We start from the raw sequence: 18,105 nt of genomic DNA on the forward strand, positions 1-18,105 counted from the left end.
TATACTTACAACCCTGCTCTTAAGTATGATCAATATATAAAACCCCTTCTCATAAAGAAAGGGGTTTTACATAATTTTATTATCTTATTCAGTTACTTGATACACGATACGATACATGCCTCTTTTCAATCTTTTCCTCTATTTCTCGTAAATTCTCTTTATCACTTAATAATAATTGTTTATTCTCTATCAATAATTGTTTAAAGGATTTTCTTATTTTCTTTCGCATAATTTTTTCCTCCTTCACTATTACAAATAACTTATCAAAGGATTATTTATATAAAAGATAAGTGATTATCTGTATAGTTTTATAATAAAAGATTCATGTGAAATCTGTTTGAATTCCAGATGAAAACTAAGTATTTTTTCTGACAACTCCATCAATTGAAAGAAGTTACATAAAAAATAACGTCTAATCAACATATACTTGATTAGACGTTATTTATAGTATAAAGCATTTCTTTTTTATAACATATTTATAAACATTTCGGGTCTTCCCCAGTTCATTTCTCCACAAACAAAACGTACTTTCTCTTCATCAATTGTATGCAAACCTTCCTCTAACAAACAGGAAATTGGAACTTCACAATGAATTCTTGCCAATTGTAATGATATATTTAAGTTTTCCAAATCATTTTCAATTTTTGTACGCTGTGCTTTCGTCAATGACGCTATATTTTCTAGTACTGCCGCTACTGTACCATGTTCTTGAATTAATTTATACGCTGTCTTCTCACCAATTCCTTTTACACCTGGGTAGTTATCACTCGTGTCTCCCATAAATGCTTTCGCATGAACGATTTGCCAAGGCTCTACGCCTTTTTCTTCCATAATCTTCTCTGGTGTATAATATTCATAGTTTCCGATTCCTTTACGAAGAAGCATTACGGTAACATTTGTATCAACAAGCTGTAATAAATCTGTATCACCTGTTAGAATATATACTTCCGCCTCACTAGCGTATTCTTTTGCTAACGTACCAATACAGTCATCAGCTTCATAGCCCTTCATTCCAATTACAGGAATAGATAACTGTGAAGTCATCTCTTGTACTAAATCAAATTGCGGAATCAATTCTTCTGGTGGCGCTGCACGGTTTGCTTTATAATTTGAGAACGATTCCGTTCGGAATGTCGTACTTCCCATATCCCAGCACGTTACAATATGCGTCGGTTCAATTGCTTGGGTTGCTGTTAATAAATGTTTCATATAACCATGAATCCCATTTGTTGGGGTACCGTCTTTTCTCTTCATAAATTGTCCATAAACACTTGTTGCGTAAAAAGCACGAAATAATAGTGCCATACCGTCAACTAACAATACTTTTCTCATAATTCCTCTCCTACTAACAAAAAATAATAACCTCACGTTATCTCGTAAGGTTATATAAATAGATTACCATTCTACGTTTTTGTTCAACTTTATCCATTATACAATGTTTTCATATATTTAGCACCATTAACAGCTCAAGATGTTTGACTACAGCATGTGTGGAGCAATCCAGAATACGTATTTTTACCTGTTGAAACGACTACAGCCTTCGCAGTTCCATTCACGATATGCGTGCCTTTAAAACATACATTTTCAAGTTGAATTGGATTGTAGTCTTTCATTCGTTTTAATGGAATAAAACGTTTGCGTTCAAGATGATAACAGCTTTCAAATTTCTCTACATTTGCTTCTTTTCCTGTTAACACCGATTCATTTACTAACAAATCTTCTGCATATATAATACGTACATCAGCTGGAACTATATCACCTGCTGACAGAAAAACCATGTCCCCTGGAACTAGCTCTTCAACTGGAAGTTTCATTATTTTTGATTCACTATTCTGACCTACAGATGTATATCCTTCTACCCTAGAAACAGTAACTGTTACAATCTCGCAATGATTGTAATTATGAACACGTTGCTTTGCAAAACCAGGAATCATTTCGCTTAATTTCATCATTACATCAGAAAAAATTGCTCGTTTTGAAGATAATTCATTTTTCCCGTACACATGAATACGCTTCTGTGCTTCTTTCATTGAAAGACCATCTCTTGTTGTTTTAAAATAAGCAAATACAGATTTGACATCTCTAGTTGCAATTTCAATTAACAAATCTTTATTTTGTTTTAATAGAGATTGTTCTTTCAACATTTTTTTGCTTTGTTTATGTGACATGTTACCCACAATTTTATTTACATATAACATATTACCGTCTCCTCCTTTACAACATAGGAAGAAACGCTTTGTTTCTCAATTTATCTCACTTTAACCACTCATATTTCTCTATAGCTTGTTAAAGTGTGCCACGTTCAACTCATCCTTATTTCAGCTCATAACTAGCTGAACGTTATCTTATGATAAATATAGAGGGAGGAACAAGTCGTTTCCTGCCTACATCATATATTTTTGTTTCGAAGTATATGGGTAACGGAACCGAGTCAGAATTTGACATGCTCCTCACCTCCCTTTTCATTTTTTAGTTAGTACTTATAGCTTGTTTATAAAAAGACCTCTACTCATAAGCGAGTAAAGGTCATTACATACATAAATAAGCGATTCCTAATCAACATAGAAATCCGCGAACCTCTCCCTCGCCGAGTTTTAGCACTGTATAGCATAGGTACGTTACCAGCTACGTTAAGAAAAACCTTAATTCGATCATTCCTGTTGACCCATTGGCGTCTCTCGACATTTTTGGGCAGTAGCATTTCTCTATACAGGAGCCTCACCTAACAGAGACTTATTTTTATTACATAGAAAATGTTACTCCTATTTAAAATAGATGTCAACACTTTGAATTCAAACTTTTTCCTTATTACGACAAGTATTTCCTAGAAAATGATTCAAGACAGAAATACACTTATTCTAATACTAATTGTTTAAGGTTTTTCAATATGTTAAACACCCAGCAATCACGATTCCAATAGAAATTGATAAAAACATAAGAAAAAGTCCAACAGCCTGGTTATCTTCTTCGATGCTTTGGTTGATATTAAAACGCGGTGTAAGCCATTCAGCTAAATAAAACACAATAATTTGTGCTAATACTCCAATCGCTCCCCATAAAACCATATCCATTAATGAAACAGAATGAGCAGCCGTAGAATACAAAACAATTGCAAGCCCAAGAAGTCTTCCTCCAAGTGCATAGCTTGCTGCTTTATTCCCTTTAGCCATTAATGAAAATTCCTTCACTTTTGTTGTCACTTCCATAAGAAAAAGACCAATACATAAAAGACCGATTGTAACTGCTAAATAAAGTAAGAAATTTATCATTTCTAAACCTCCTTTTTAATTCCTACAGGTAAATAATATGATTCATTCCCCGTAATTTTTTCACCAGCACGTATACCAATACTACTTGGCTTCCCAGCAATTAAAAATGATCCAAACACATACGACAGCTCCTCGATCCCCTTTTCAGTCTCAAGAGAAACAACAGGAAGCTTTAAATATTTTTGAAATATAGGAAGCTCTTTTTTATACGTTTGATATGAATTTTGATTAACAATATTAGTGTCTTTATCACGAATTGTAACCGTGTCGCCTTCTCTACCGAACGAAGGTTTTTGAACAAAAGAACTTTTTCCTAAAAACAGATCTGCTTCTAGGTAAGTAGGAAGCATATATTCTTTAATCCATTGTTGTTCCTCATTTGTATAAAAAGCACCTGCCTCCGCTAATCCCCAAATGATACATTGAACCGATTTCGGCTGCAGTAGAAAAGATGAAATCGGATTTATAATAAAAAGCTTTCCTTCCTTTACAAGCTGCAGTAATTCGATCCCTACAAGATCTCCAGTGTTAGGATCTTGGTCCTCAACTAAGTGTTCAATAGGATATGTCTGGCGATACAAAACATCAATTGGTACACCATCTCCGTCAAGTAAAGCATCTTCAGTAATTCTGAGTTCTGACATTGACACCACGTTGTTGCTAACCTGACATAGCTGACTCAAATACCGAGTTGTATTCCAATCTTCTATATGTTCATGATGGGCTGTAAAGACAACGTTTGGTCTTTCTATCCCTTTAACCGCTTCCATCACAGCTTTTGTGATACCAGAAGAGAGAAGACGTTCCTGTTTGTTGTTTGGGTCATGATACTCTAATTCTTTGCAGACCTCCCCATTCATTTGAAAGCATTCCATGATAAAAGTCGGAGTATCGCTATTAAACTCAAGCATTTTGATACCAGTATCTGTCATCGCAAAATCAAACCGTGAAATAATAGATTCAGGAAATAGAGATTTCATTCTAATAAAAGGCAGACTGGAAGAAGGAAAACCAAGTTCAAGAAACTGAGCGTCAGACAAGGTCCGAAGAAGCCTAGCAGTCTTAAAAAATACTTTTCCCATTCGTTCCGTTGCTAATTGCAAATTTTGGATTGTTTGTTCTGTTATTTCAAAAACATGAAAAAGACTATATTCACTCCCGTATAAGTCGGACCAAAAGTGAGAGAACCTTGAATAAAATTCACTTCGTTTCTTTATGTAAAGCGACATAATTTAACCTCCGGATCCGCCCTTTGAACCGCTTCCAATTCCCCCTTTAAAATTGGACGAAGCTTGATAGGACTTAAATTCAGCAGAATTTTTGAAAGTTGATTTATTTTGATAATATCTACCACCGTAATAATAACCCCCATGATGACTTGAATGGCTGTCATCGCATCGCCACACGCCAAGTTCATCATCCCAATCCCAATCTGCACAACTCTTATCTTTTGGTTTTGAAGGGAGATCTTTTGTACAGCCTGATAAAGTACCAGCCATTAAAGATGTAAGAACACCCGTTACTAACCATTTGGTTTTTGTCACTTTCCAACGCCCCTTTATATATTATATTTTTATTATAAAAGAATTCATGATAAAGTAGAAGAAAAAGAAAGAGGGGTTACAAGTGCGGTTAGAATATCGACTCAATGATGAAGCAAAACAATATCCTGCCCTATGGAACTATGCCGATATTTCTGTGTCTGAAGCTGTCGCAAGGATGACCTGTGAGTACTTTGTTAAAGAAGGAGATACATACTTCGTAACAGCAACCTCGATGGATCCCGATGGAACAGCAGTATTATATGTGCAAAAAGAAACGTTTTTCAACGACCCTTCAGAACCCACATATTCCCATATAGGTTTTGAGATTAGAGAATTACTAGGAGAAAATTCAATTTTAATAGAAAGTAAAGATGTATGGAACCATGACGAGATTGTAACGTATCTCCATTCAGATATTTTGTACGTTCAAAAAGACGGAATATTTATGGAATTCACCCTAGACTCCAGAGAGATTGATGAAGATCGAAAATGCTATGTTTATTATGGAAATTTCACAGGTGAACACAGATAAAGTGAAACTTTAATTCGTGGGGCCACTGATTATCAGCCCTCGCGAATCAGGCTGTTACGGACAGTTAATGCGGGGTAACAATCAAATGAATTCCCACCATTTGGAGTCTATTTGATTTCTACTATTTTTATGCTTTCCACACAATGAAATTGCAATCATTTCTAACATACCGAAAAAGGGCTCCTACAGCAAAAAAACCTTACGTATAAAACGTAAGGTTTTTTATATAGCCCCACACATGCCGTTCTCTCTAGATGTCCATAAACCTGCTCTCACAGGTGGATGTTCTCATAAATGCTTTCAGCTTCCTTCTTAAAAAGATGGCATGCTGTTTACATTTAGATATTGAACTTCCGTATTATACTCATTGGTTTAAGACATACATAAGCTACGTACACCGTAGGAATTTTATTTAATGTTAGTTGAAATAAGACCCCCGCACGTGCCGTCACTCGTAAATGTCCAAAAACCCGCTACTCGCAGGTGGATGCCCTCACAGCTACCGTACATCTTCCTCCACAAGGAAGGCTTGATGATGGTCACTAAATATTGAGCTTCCGTATAACTAACATCGGTTTTAGACATAAATAAGTTACGTACACCGCAGGATGTTTTATTTACTTGTCGCTATCTTATCACATTGCATGCAATGTGTAAAATGTAATGTTTTGAAGTAATTTCTTACTTGTGACCTTATTTTAATACAAAATATTTTTACATGCAAGAGGTTACTGTCCTTCTTTTACAATTTGGTTTTCTGGATAAGAAATCCAATCGCTCCAGCTTCCAGCATATAACTTCACATTACGAAAACCAGCTGTTTGTAACGCTAATATATTCGGACATGCTGTTACACCAGATCCACAATAGACAATTGTTTCTTTCTCTTTATTAAGATGATGGAACCGTTCTTCTTGCTCATTTTTATTTTTGAACTGACCTTCCGCCGTGATTCCATCTTTCCAAAAATAATTTTCTGCTGTCGGAATGTGACCAGCTTTAGGATCAACAAGTTCTTCGACACCAGCATAACGTCTTGGCTCTCTCGAATCAATTAACGTAACATCTGCATTTGTACGAATTTTTTCTTTCACATCTTCCATCGTTACCAGCATGTTATCTTGTACATTCGGTATGAATTTTTTCCGTTCAATAGTTGGAACTTCTGCTGTTATAGATAAATTTTGTTCTTTCCAAGCAGGAAAACCACCATTTAACAAATATGTTTTTTGATGCCCTACATATGTTAATAGCCACCATAAACGCGAAGCCATTGCACCTGCTTGACTGTCATATGCAACTACTGTCGTATGTTCATCAATACCAGCTTGAGAAAGCTTTTCAGCAAAATCCTGAATATCTGGAAGTGGATGACGACCGCCATGCTCCGTAATAGAACTGGATAAATCAAGATTCAAATCAAAATATAGCGCATGAGGAATATGTTCTTTTTCATACTGTTCTCTTCCCCAATTTGGATTAGCCAAGTCAAAACGACAATCGACTATGCGGACATGTTCATCTTCTATATGATCACGTAACCATTCGACTGTAACAATCATACTTAACGACCTTCTTTCTCTTGCAGGCGACCTACATACTCCATAACCATATCTTCTGTTACAATTTTACGTTGTGGTGCAACACCTCGTTTAGCAAGGTTATTAATTTGTTTCGTTACCATATTAATCGAATCTACTGAGAAATGTTTTCCATTTGATGCGAGTGCTACTGCCGCTTCAATTGCTGCTTCACGCTGTGCTTCTAGCTGTAAAAATGTTGTCACAATTTCATTTTGTTTACGAGAATGTGCTGTAATTGCTTTATGTACTTCCATCTTCTCTTCCCCCTAAATAATTTATATTTTCTTGCCAAATAACTTCATAAAAAAATGATTAGAGTTCCATTGTAAGCCGAATCATATCTCGGCATACAATTCCATTTTCAATAATCTCTTCTTCATAATGCTTCGAAAAGTAATCAAAATCAATAGAAAAAATACGAAAACCACATTTTTGATAGAAAGCAAGCTGTGAAATACTAGAATTCCCTGTCCCTACTTCAAGATTATGCATGTGTTTTTCTTTGGCAGTTATAATTGCGTGCTGTAATAATTGTTTTCCAATCCCTTTTCCTTGTACTTCTTCAGAAACAGCGATATTCATAATTTCCATTGTTTGTGGTCTTGTCTCAAGCAATACATATACACCTATAACCTTTCCTGCCACTTTCGCAACATGGATAAGGCCGCGCTGCAAATATGCATGAATTTGCACATCACTTGGATCGGCGAGTAATAGCAATGATTTCGGTGCTATCTCTTTAGATATGTGTTCTATTACAATCTCCATAAAATTTCCCCTTTCCCTCTTGTTCTAAACCCTCCTTGTCTACCATAAGTAATACAAAGGAGGGATTCACCATGGACAACAATGAGAAAAAGTGCAACGTCATCTCGATTGATGGAAAGAAAAAGAAAAACGGAACATATTCCCACCCAAAATTAGTTGTAGATGGAAAAACATATGAGTTTTCTTCGTTCGTCTTATGCGGTGAAACACCAGATGGCAGACGCTTGGTTCTTACCCATATGATTTCTACAGATGAATTTGCAGGATTCGTAAAATCATTGGATGCTGTACTGCAAAAGAAAATTGAACGAATCTTTTTTTCATAGAGCTTTTCAAATATGAATTTCCTTTTCGATTGCTGTTAACCGTTTCCGCAATTGTTCCTTACTTTGTTCATATAGCGCTACATCGATTGTTTCCGCTAAAGCAAATAATACACTTGCATAATACTGCTTAACATCTTCCTGCATGACTTTTTTGAATGCATCCCATTTCAATTCCCATTCTTGTTTATAGTGCTGGATAAATATCTCTTCTTCATCAGCTACATATTGAGATACGACGGGCTCAAGTGATTCCTTTGTATCTTCCTGCATTGTTGCTTTATCATTTTTTTCAAAGAAGCTTTTCTCATTTTTGAAATGAGATAATGCCTTTTTAAAATGTTTTATTTCTATAGTAGGAAACGGCTCTTTATGCGTAATAATTTGGTATTCGTAATCTGCTGTCCCATTCATAGAAATAGATTCATTTTCCAACTTACATTTCACCGCGATTTCATTCCTTGCACGTTGCATCGCTTCATCGATCCATTTTTCAAGACGTAGTGATGTTGCTCGCATTTCCTGTAATAAATCATACTGAATAAAGGCTACAAGTTCCATGAGACATTCTTGCAGTTTCATTTTCACATTTCCATCTGTTCGAAGGGATGCTGGGTTAATAAATTCAGTAAATACATCGTTATAACGTAAAAATAGACGTTGCTCCACATAATATAACAGTTCTTTCACTTCATTTTGCATTGCTTGCTCTTCTGCAAGTACACTATACGATGAAATAATATGAAGTAGCTGCTCACGTTCTGCTTCATATTTTTTTATTTGTTTTTCTTTTTCATCATTCCCTTGCTTTGCTCCTTGTATCATATTTGCCAGAAGCTGATCTGCGCTTTGCAATGCGTTATATAAAGAATGGACAGATACAAGCATTAAATCATTCATCATAAAGGATGTGAATGATTCTTCAAACTTTGCAATCCCTGAATTTTCCAAAATACCATACTTTTCTTTTGCAATACTCTTTCCTTGTTTCTCCTCAAGTGCACATAAGCTTGAAATTGCAAAGAGACGTGGATTGCGAATACCATACTGTAGGAGTTGATCTGCAATATATCCTTTCACCATTTCCAACTCATCTTGAGATTGCGCTAAGTCTGCCGCATTAATTAAGAAGAACATTTTATCAAGCGCAAATGTATCTTTCACGCGACCAAGCTGAATTAAAAATTCACGATCCGCTCTTGAAAAGACATGATTGTAATACGTTACAAATAAAATCGCATCAGCATTTTTAATATATTGGAATGCAACATCCGTATGGCGAGCATTAATAGAATCTGCTCCTGGTGTATCAACAAGAGCGACTCCTTGTCTCGTTAAAGCACAATCATAGTACAATTCCATATATTCAACAAAACATGATTTCTCTTCATTTGCTACATAATCAGAGAATTCTTCTAACGTAACTTGCACTTGTTCCCCCAAGTTATTAGAAACTGCCTGATATCCCCTCTGCACCGCACGTAAAAAACTAAACGTTGTTTTTTGTTTTCCACTTGGTGATGGATATTTCAAAATCGTATCTATTTGTGATAACGCTTCTTCAAATGTCTCAATTTCATAATGAAACAATTTATAAACAGCTTTCATATCTTCTAATAACGCTTGCTCTGATTTAAATTGAACAACTACTGTACCGTGAGGCTTTTCTTCTGTAATCGGTAAAATTTGATTAATCGTCGCCGTTGTCGGATTTGGAGACACTGGGAGTACATTTTCACCAAGCAATGCATTTGCAAATGATGATTTACCTGCACTAAACGCTCCAAATAGCGCTACTGTAAATTGTTTCGTTTCAACACGTTTTCTTTTCCCAACAACTTCTTGATGCAAGTGTTGCAGCGCCTGCAGAGGTTCTAATACCGTTTCCGCACCCTTTACTTGTTCTAATATACGTTGAATATTTAATGTTGCTGTTGTTTTGATATTTTCTTCATGATAAGAAATGCTCTCATCTTGTATCTCTTGTTCTTGTAATCTAAACTTCTCATTTACAACCTGTTTCTTCCCTTGTAATACTTCTTCTATTTGCAATCCATCTGGTACAGATACATGACCTGCCCAAATGCCTTGTAAGTAATTCTCGTATTCATCATACGCTTTAATGTATTGTAATTTTGTTTCTTTTGCTGTCTGTAACATAGTATATTGCTCAATTTCTTGTTCAATATGAGCAATCTCATTCTTCATCTTTTGCTGTAAAACGCTCGTACTTTTTTCGAAAACTTGCTGTGCTTTCATAAAGTATCTTTTCTTTAACTCATTCGCAACATCAGCTGTATAAAGAAGTAAGTAATCTCCTGTAAACCCTGCACCTTGTTTAATGGTTTCTGCTAATAATTCAGGGTCAAAAGAAATTTGCAGTGCATATATCTCTTTTCCGACTTCTTCCGTAAACATCTCTTCATCTTTTAAGAAAGCTACAATAAATTCTTTCACATGAAAATCAATCTGTGTCTCAACGGTCTTCCCTAGTGCTGAATAAAATGCATCTAGACGCCTTTGTTTCTCTTGTTCTGTTTTTCCTTTTGCAAATAGCAAACCAACTTTAAATTTTGTTAGTTTCGTTTCTAAATATTGATTTGCTAGCTCCCTCATTTCAAACGGCATTAAGTAAGCGTTATCTAATATCGCTTGCAAACCTTTAATAAATTCATTTTTCACGTCCGATTCTTTACCAGCCACGCGTCGTTTATTTTCAATAAGCTCTTCTTTCTTTTCCGTCACATCTTCGAGCGGCAGAGGTGATGCTAATTCTTTTTGATAGGGCATTAATTGTTTTTCATTTTCTGAAAGAACGAATGAAAAATGCTCTTGTAATAAGTATTCTGTTTCCCTTTCCATACCATTTTTCACATATTGCTCACGCTCTTTCATAATAGAAGAAAGCAATCCTTCTAATCGTTTTATTTCATTATGCGAATGGTTCATCATTCGTAAAGAAGTATAAAAAATGCCGTCTACTTCAATATCCCAGTTAGAAAAAGATTGGCTCACACTTTTCGTATAACTCTCAAATGATAACTCTCTTTCTTTATGCTTATCGATTTGGTTGATAACAAGATAAACCGTTTTATTACGCTGCTTCAATTCTTTCACAAATTGCAAGTTCACTTCAGACTGCACATGATTATAGTCCATCATGTAAAAAATAACATCTGCAAGATGGAGCGTTGATTCTGTTGCTAATTGATGTGCATCATCTGTCGAATCAATTCCAGGTGTATCAACAAGCATAACGCCATCAGGAATCGGTGCATCATTTCGATAAATATGAACACCAATTATTTCATCACCATTTTTACAAAGTTGCTTCAATTCCTCCGCTGAGTATGCACCATCATATTCATAATGCTCTCCAGATTTCACTGTCACAACAACACGGTCCTGTCCCTTTTCAATTTTAACAACATTCGCGCTTGTCGGAATCGGACTTGTTGGCAATAACTGAGCTTTATATAAGTGATTCATCATTGTCGATTTCCCAGCAGAAAAGTGACCACAAAAAGCAATCATAAGTTGCTCTTGTTTATATTTTTGAATTACTTCAAATAACTTCAAGCTATTTTCAATGTCGCCGTGCTTCTGCCATTCTTCATAAAAACAAACAAGTTTTTGTATACTGTTTGTCTGTACTATGTTTGTCATCCCCTTGTTCCCCTTTATTCCATGATGTATTTACCCTATTATCATACTAAATTTTCAGGATATTCTCATTAAAAATAAAAAATCCCTTTCATTCTTTTTAACAGATGAAAGGGATTCTATGTAAGTTTGTTCATTTTGTTGCTCCGACTTCATTTAACACATATTTTGTAACAATAGCATACACAGCAACTGTTCCTGCAACAAATGCATATACCATATTTAGCACACCAACCTTTTTTGATAATGATTATCACTTTTGAGTACATTTTATCATTAAAGAGAATCATTATCAATATTATTTTCTAAAAAAGAAGTTCCTTGAAAACAAGGAACTTCTTTACTACCTGTTTTAAAGGAGTGAACAACTTGTTGTGCAACTTTATTATATCTCATAATAAACATCTTAACAGTTCCAAAATTTAGGAACACCTCTATCTCCATTCCTTTACATTTTGTATAATAAAAGAGATTTACCTAAAGGAGGAAAAAAATGGCGCAAAACATTTCACAAAGCGAGAGGATTCATTCGATCGATATTATTAGAGGGGTTGCTGTATTTGGTATTTTTCTTGTTAACTGGCCTGTTATTGCTGGTGTTGACTCTCGTGATATTACAGGCAGTTACGAAGGAATAGACAGTTATGTTCGTTTGTTTTATGACATGTTTATTCAAACGAAATTTTATACTATTTTTTCCTTTTTGTTCGGACTAGGCTTTTTCATTTTTATGCAGCGTGCTGAAGCAAAAACAGCTCATCCAAAAATATTATTCATTCGTCGACTCCTCATTTTATTATTATTCGGCTTCTTACATTACGTCCTTTTATGGGATGGTGATATTTTACATACTTATGCAATCTCAGGATTTTTCTTGTTATTATTTTATAAGAGACAACCACACACCATTTTGGTATGTTCATTCATTCTATTAACTCTTTTCCAACTTTTCATATTAGTAACCAGTGTCATAATTGCGTTTGTGCCAATAGAAGAATTAACATCATCCCTACCAATTATGCCTTTAGAAAACTGGAGGTTACAAGTACAAGATCGCTTTCACGCCTTTTATTCTGAATCAATCTGGTTAAATATTTCAATGCTACCAGAAACAGTTGGATTGTTCTTACTCGGCTTATATGCTGGCAAAAAAGACATGTTCCGCCGAACAAAAGAATTAGATTCAAAGCTAAAAAAATGGCAAATGATTATGCTTATCTTAACACTTCCAATGTGGTTCTTTATGATCCGTTACTTTGTAACAAAACAACCTTATGAACCAATCTACATGAGTGGTTTTACGATGTTTAGTGGTAAAACTTTATTTATATTCTACATTTTCACACTGATGCGTTTATTACAGAAGGAAAGATGGCAAAAGTTATTACGACCATTTCAATTTGTAGGACGTATGGCTCTAACGAATTACATTTCGCATACAATTATCACACTCGTTGTATTTGGTCTAGTTTTCAAAAATTCCTTACCGGTTCCATTATGGATAGGTCCACTGTTTTGTATCGGTTTTTATACAATACAAATCTTTATTAGTCGCTGGTGGCTCTCTCATTATCAGTACGGTCCGCTTGAATATATTTGGCGCCTAGGTACGTATGGGAAATTGATGCCACTAAAAAAGAAAAGCAAGGTTTCTCAATGAGAACCTTGCTTTTTACTTATGCCTCTCTTACAGCACTTTGCATGGGAACTTGCCCTTCTTTTGTTTTCGCTTTGCGCTGCGGAACCATATTAAATACAATATTTAAAAGTACAGCTGACGCACTTCCAAGTACAATTCCGTTATCTGTTAAAATACGAACGCTTTCTGGAAGCTGAGAGAATAACGTTGGAACGACTGTTACCCCAAGTCCAATACCAACAGAGCATGCTACGATTAATAAATTTTCTTGTTTTGCAAAATCTACACTGCTTAGCATTTTAATACCGTATGCCATCACCATACCAAACATTGCTAGCATAGCACCACCAAGCACTGGCTTCGGAATAATTGTTGTAATCGCTGCAATCTTAGGAATAAAACCAAGAACGATTAGCATACCACCGCATGTATAAATGATAACGCGATTACGTACCCCTGTTAATTGGACAAGACCTACGTTTTGAGAATAAGTCGTATATGGAAATGCATTAAAAATACCACCTAGGACCATCGCTAACCCTTCGGCACGGTAACCTTTAGTTAAATCTTTTTCACCGATCTTTTTATTACAAATATCCGATAAGGCAAAATACACACCAGTTGCTTCCACAATCCCAACGCAAGCAACAAGAATCATCGTAATAACCGGCGTTAATTCAAATGTTGGTGTGCCAAAGTAAAACGGCTGAATACCGTGAAACCAGTCTGCTTCGCCAACAGCTTGGAAGCTCACCTTTCCCATAAATGCTGCAATAATTGTACCAAATAAAAGCCCTAATAATATCGAAATAGAACGGATAAAACCATCAAAAAAGCGGTACATGAGTATAATAAATAGTAATACACCAAATGCTAATGCTAAATTTTCAAGACTACCAAAATCTTTACTTCCAACTCCCCCGGCCATGTCATTAATAGCTGCTGGAACTAATGTAACTCCAATCACTGTAACGACAGAACCCGTTACAACAGACGGGAACAGTTTCACAAGCTTTCCAAATAGCTTTGCAAAAACAACAACAAATAATCCCGCTGCAATAATTGCTCCATATATAGAAGAAACACCGTATTGTTTACCGATAGCAATCATCGGTCCCACCGCTGTAAATGTACAACCGAGTACAACAGGAAGGCCAATTCCAAAAAAACGATTCGATAAAGCTTGTAAAATCGTTGCGACACCACACATTAATAAATCGATGGATACTAAGTATGTTAATTCTTGTTGATTTAAGCCAAGTCCCCCGCCGACAATAAGCGGAACAATTATTGCTCCTGCATACATCGCAAGCATATGCTGAATGCCAAGGGATGCGATTTTAAATGGGTGTTGCTTCATGACTATTTCACCTCCGCAGTCTCATGCTGAACAAATGTAACAGTACCGTTATCAAGTGATGCAATTTCTGCAAGTGATTCTACACGAACACCGCTCTCACGTAGTTTCTTTCCTCCATCTTGAAATGCTTTTTCAATTACAATTCCAATTCCGGCAATACTTGCACCAGCCTGTTCAACTAAACTCATTAAGCCTAAGGCTGCCTGACCGTTTGCTAAAAAGTCATCAATGATTAATACACGATCACTTTCATTGATATGATTTCTAGATAATGAAATCTCATTCGTTTCTTGTTTTGTAAATGAGTATACTTTCGCAACATACATATTATCTTGTAACGTTAACGATTTACGCTTTCTTGCAAAGATTACTTTTACACCAAGCTCTAAAGCTGCCATAACTGCTGGCGCAATTCCTGAAGATTCAATCGTCACGATTTTTGTAATGTTCTCTTCTTTAAAACGCTGCGCAAACTCTTTTCCAATTTCTTGCATAAGTACTGGATCAATTTGATGATTTAAAAATGCATCTACTTTTAATACATCACCAGATAAAACCGTTCCTTCATTTAAAATCTTTTCTTGTAATACTTTCATGTTTGTTCCTCCTCTTATGCAATAAAAAAACTCTAAAAGCCGCTACCACTCGTTACAAGTGAGAGACGCGCTTTTAGAGCTTCGCAAAAAAGAATGCTAAACCAGCAATATATTCGTCCTCACTCATAGTCGAAGTATTTACGGTACTTCGGTAGAAACTTGCAGGCCATATCCCCGCGATTATATGAGTGTAGCTAACCTATTTATTTTATAGAAGGATTATAACGCACTTTTTTTATTTTGAAAAGCATTTCCAGGAAAAAACACGTACAAATTTGATGGAAATATCTTTTTCGTTCGAGTTTTGAAACCTCTTACATCTTGTATTTTTCTACTATGGGCTCATAAAATAACTAGCCCATCTTATGTAATTGCTATTATTCCCTCTCTATCCATACACTTTATACTCCCCTTGATATAAATTTTCCAAGTTAAATCTTACACCCCATGCCCATCAACCTAGGCTTATATAAGTTTAATTTCAGGTGAGATTTTTTCTTTTTTCTAGAGATCCAGTGTAAGTTCTTTAAAGATTTGCATACCAAATAAACCTATCAGGTTTCATTTTTTTGATTACGCTACATGATTGTGAGACATAGAAAAGTTGTATACGACGCTTAAGATATCAAAGACTGTTTTCTTCTCATACCTATGGGATTTCCGGCCGTTTTTCTGTAAGAGATTAAACAGACGAAACAATATCTTTATTAATTCTTGAGTGTTTTCTTGTAAAGATTGATAAATAAGTGAAAAATAATCTTTTATGATATAAATCGCTTTATATTCACTTAATTCTCGTTTCTTCTTGATGAGGAGTAATTGGCGCATTTGAAACATGGTGGAAGAACAAAGAGGGATACTTATTAATTGTCCGTATAAGTGGCACGGTTCTGTTGCAAAGTTTTCTACATGGAGCTACACCCTAGAAAACAGGATCTAGGAGAATCAGGCATGAGGTATTTTAAAGGAAAACAATTCAAGAAAGAGATTATTTTAGTAGCTGTCGGCTACTACTGTCGTTTTTCTTTAAGTTATCGCGATGCCTCTGAAATTCTGAAAGAACGTGGCATTTCAGTTCACCCAACAACCATCATGCGATGGGTTCATGAATATGGCAATCTCATCTATCAAATTTGGAAAATGAAAAATAAATCTGCACGATTATCTTGGCATTTGGATGAGACTTATATCAAAATTAAGGGAGAGTGGCGTTATCTCTATCGTGCAATTGATAAAGATGGACACACATTGGATATTCAACTTCGTAAAAAACGGGATCATCAGGCTGCCTATGCCTTCATGAAAAGATTAGTAAAACATTTTGGAGAACCAACGGTTCTCACTACAGACAAAGCGCCGGCATTACTTTGTGCATTTAACAAATTAAGAAAACAAGGATTTTATTAAACTACAATGCATTGTACAATCAAACATTTAAACAATCTTATCGAACAGGATCATAGGCATGTAAAGAGACGTTTTGCCAAATCCGCAGGATTTCAAAATCTTCGTCATGCTTCACGTACGATAAAAGGTATTGAAACCATTCATGCCCTATATAAACAAAGGCGAAGTCTTCAAAGAGACTCCGCCTTTTCAACGTACAATGAACTTCAACAATTACTAGCTACTTCCTAAACATTGTTCCTTATTTACCAACCTGTTTATGCTTTTTTTTTAAACTTTGCAACAGAACCTGAATATGAATCAAAAACAAGAATTATCTTTATTCGCCGAAGAGTTATATCGATATATGTCTCCCGCTACACTTAATCAATTAGCCATAGAAGCTGGTAGGATGAAAAGAAAACGCAAGTGTCATGGGCACCATTTTTTATCTTTATGTGTATGGCTGAACCAACAAATCGCTACTACCTCTCTTACTCAACTTTGTAGTCAATTAGAAACTTCAACAGGAATTTTATTAAGTCCGGGGGGACTTAATCGACGATTTAATTCGGCTTCTGTAGCCCTTCTTTCGAACTGTATTTACTACACTTCTACAAGCTAAAATTGGAGGAGTATCTAAGATTTCTCATTCTCTTTCTTCTTATTTTGAGCGGATTCTCGTCCTTGATTCTACAACTTTCCAAGTTCCAGATCGATTCGCAACTACTTATCCTGGTGCCGGAGGATGTAGTCATAAAGCTGGTGTGAAAATTCAACTAGAGTATGACTTGTTAAGTGGAGAATTTTCTGATGTGGAAATTGAACCAGGAAAACGAAGTGATCAGGCATATAGTGCGACTCGAACAAGCATGGCACAAAAGAATGAACTGTATATTCGTGATTTAGGATATTTTCGTCTACAAGACTTTAAGTCTATTCAAGATAAGCAGGGATATTATTTATCTCGTCTTAAGTTACCAACTAAAATATATAGAAAAGAATTTGAAACAGTCGTATTTAAAACAAAACCCACTTAATTGAAACCGGTATATATACAAATTCATTTGGAAGACATTATGAAACAATTACAGCCTGGTCAAGTGTATGAATTACATGATGTATATGTAGGGAGTAAAGACAAACTGCCTACACGTATTGTAGTTTATAGATGTACCGAGGAGCAAAAACAGAAACGCCTACGTGATCGAGCTATTCGCGAAAAGAAAAAAGGAATCACATATACAGAGCGTACAAAACTTTTACAAGGCATTACGGTATATATGACAAATATTCCTACGGAATGAGTACCAAAAGAGAAAATCTATGATTTATATTCACTACGTTGGCAGATTGAACTGTTATTTAAAATATGGAAATCTTGGTTTCAAATTCATCGTTGTAAATCTATTAAACAAGAGCGATTAGAATGTCACCTTTAT

Annotated in this window: 15 protein-coding genes, 2 other RNA genes, 3 pseudogenes and 2 riboswitches; of the genes and pseudogenes, 5 read left to right on the plus strand and 15 right to left on the minus strand. The window is 35.4% G+C overall.

The window, feature by feature from the left end; all coding sequences use genetic code 11:
* Window positions 1–88: 88 nt before the first annotated feature.
* From CN288_RS01515 to CN288_RS01540, 6 genes are all read right to left on the minus strand, one after another.
* Window positions 89–229, minus strand: a complete 141-nt coding sequence (locus tag CN288_RS01515) for an FbpB family small basic protein (protein ID WP_081811017.1) — start codon at window positions 227–229, stop codon at window positions 89–91.
* A 236-nt stretch (window positions 230–465) separates the two neighbouring features.
* Window positions 466–1,332: a 5'-3' exonuclease gene (locus tag CN288_RS01520; protein ID WP_026591802.1), complete on the minus strand. Its 867-nt coding sequence runs from the start codon at window positions 1,330–1,332 to the stop codon at window positions 466–468.
* A 134-nt stretch (window positions 1,333–1,466) separates the two neighbouring features.
* Window positions 1,467–2,198: a P-type ATPase gene (locus CN288_RS01525; RefSeq protein WP_098301748.1), complete on the minus strand. Its 732-nt coding sequence runs from the start codon at window positions 2,196–2,198 to the stop codon at window positions 1,467–1,469.
* A 375-nt stretch (window positions 2,199–2,573) separates the two neighbouring features.
* A riboswitch (M-box (ykoK) riboswitch) is annotated at window positions 2,574–2,737 on the minus strand.
* A 145-nt stretch (window positions 2,738–2,882) separates the two neighbouring features.
* A complete protein-coding gene (locus tag CN288_RS01530) occupies window positions 2,883–3,269 on the minus strand; it encodes a DUF350 domain-containing protein (protein WP_026591804.1) in 387 nt (128 codons plus the stop codon).
* Window positions 3,270–3,271: 2 nt separating this feature from the next.
* Window positions 3,272–4,498, minus strand: coding sequence for a glutathionylspermidine synthase family protein (locus tag CN288_RS01535; RefSeq protein WP_098301749.1), 1,227 nt, complete (start codon window positions 4,496–4,498; stop codon window positions 3,272–3,274).
* Window positions 4,499–4,501: 3 nt separating this feature from the next.
* Window positions 4,502–4,813 carry a hypothetical protein gene (locus CN288_RS01540; protein WP_026591806.1) on the minus strand — a complete coding sequence of 104 codons (312 nt, stop codon included), beginning with the start codon at window positions 4,811–4,813 and terminating at the stop codon, window positions 4,502–4,504.
* An 82-nt stretch (window positions 4,814–4,895) separates the two neighbouring features.
* Here CN288_RS01540 and CN288_RS01545 point away from each other — a divergent pair, with 82 nt between their 5' ends.
* A complete protein-coding gene (locus CN288_RS01545) occupies window positions 4,896–5,345 on the plus strand; it encodes a hypothetical protein (protein WP_098301750.1) in 450 nt (149 codons plus the stop codon).
* Between the two features lie 225 nt (window positions 5,346–5,570).
* Here CN288_RS01545 and ssrS (CN288_RS01550) read toward each other — a convergent pair.
* The 5 genes from ssrS (CN288_RS01550) to CN288_RS01570 all read right to left on the minus strand — a co-directional run bounded on the left by ssrS (CN288_RS01550) (window position 5,571) and on the right by CN288_RS01570 (window position 7,696).
* Window positions 5,571–5,754, minus strand: a non-coding RNA gene (gene ssrS / locus CN288_RS01550) — 6S RNA.
* 21 nt (window positions 5,755–5,775) lie between these two features.
* Window positions 5,776–5,958, minus strand: a non-coding RNA gene (gene ssrS / locus CN288_RS01555) — 6S RNA.
* A 115-nt stretch (window positions 5,959–6,073) separates the two neighbouring features.
* The gene (locus CN288_RS01560) at window positions 6,074–6,907 is read right to left on the minus strand and encodes a sulfurtransferase (protein ID WP_026591808.1); all 834 of its coding nucleotides are present in this window, start codon (window positions 6,905–6,907) and stop codon (window positions 6,074–6,076) included.
* A gap of 2 nt (window positions 6,908–6,909) precedes the next feature.
* Window positions 6,910–7,182: a DUF2533 family protein gene (locus CN288_RS01565; protein ID WP_026591809.1), complete on the minus strand. Its 273-nt coding sequence runs from the start codon at window positions 7,180–7,182 to the stop codon at window positions 6,910–6,912.
* A gap of 58 nt (window positions 7,183–7,240) precedes the next feature.
* Window positions 7,241–7,696, minus strand: a complete 456-nt coding sequence (locus CN288_RS01570) for a GNAT family N-acetyltransferase (RefSeq protein WP_026591810.1) — start codon at window positions 7,694–7,696, stop codon at window positions 7,241–7,243.
* Window positions 7,697–7,767: 71 nt separating this feature from the next.
* On the opposite strand from CN288_RS01570, the gene CN288_RS01575 reads away from it, so the two are divergent.
* Window positions 7,768–8,022 carry a DUF3931 domain-containing protein gene (locus CN288_RS01575; protein ID WP_000369734.1) on the plus strand — a complete coding sequence of 85 codons (255 nt, stop codon included), beginning with the start codon at window positions 7,768–7,770 and terminating at the stop codon, window positions 8,020–8,022.
* Between the two features lie 6 nt (window positions 8,023–8,028).
* Here the strand turns inward: CN288_RS01575 and CN288_RS01580 are convergent, their stop codons facing one another.
* Complete coding sequence (locus tag CN288_RS01580; RefSeq protein ID WP_098301751.1) at window positions 8,029–11,685, minus strand: dynamin family protein; 3,657 nt, start codon at window positions 11,683–11,685, stop codon at window positions 8,029–8,031.
* A 490-nt stretch (window positions 11,686–12,175) separates the two neighbouring features.
* Here CN288_RS01580 and CN288_RS01590 point away from each other — a divergent pair, with 490 nt between their 5' ends.
* Window positions 12,176–13,342: a DUF418 domain-containing protein gene (locus CN288_RS01590; protein WP_098301752.1), complete on the plus strand. Its 1,167-nt coding sequence runs from the start codon at window positions 12,176–12,178 to the stop codon at window positions 13,340–13,342.
* 16 nt (window positions 13,343–13,358) lie between these two features.
* On the opposite strand, the gene pbuX is transcribed toward CN288_RS01590, so the two are convergent.
* From pbuX to CN288_RS01605, 3 genes and pseudogenes are all read right to left on the minus strand, one after another.
* Entirely contained in the window at window positions 13,359–14,681 is a 1,323-nt protein-coding gene (pbuX, locus tag CN288_RS01595) for a xanthine permease PbuX (RefSeq protein ID WP_098301753.1), read from the minus strand.
* Between the two features lie 2 nt (window positions 14,682–14,683).
* On the minus strand, window positions 14,684–15,277 hold the full coding sequence (locus CN288_RS01600) for a xanthine phosphoribosyltransferase (protein WP_026591814.1): 594 nt from the start codon (window positions 15,275–15,277) through the stop codon (window positions 14,684–14,686).
* A 106-nt stretch (window positions 15,278–15,383) separates the two neighbouring features.
* A riboswitch (purine riboswitch) is annotated at window positions 15,384–15,485 on the minus strand.
* 365 nt (window positions 15,486–15,850) lie between these two features.
* Window positions 15,851–16,162, minus strand: a pseudogene (locus CN288_RS01605) (IS4 family transposase); the annotation flags it as partial.
* 66 nt (window positions 16,163–16,228) lie between these two features.
* On the opposite strand from CN288_RS01605, the pseudogene CN288_RS01610 reads away from it, so the two are divergent.
* A pseudogene (locus CN288_RS01610) lies at window positions 16,229–16,915 on the plus strand (IS6 family transposase).
* A gap of 58 nt (window positions 16,916–16,973) precedes the next feature.
* Window positions 16,974–18,105 (plus strand): annotated as a pseudogene (locus CN288_RS01615) (IS4 family transposase); the annotation flags it as partial.

The organism is Bacillus sp. AFS023182, assembly GCF_002560575.1.
In the GTDB taxonomy this organism is placed as follows: domain Bacteria; phylum Bacillota; class Bacilli; order Bacillales; family Bacillaceae_G; genus Bacillus_A; species Bacillus_A arachidis.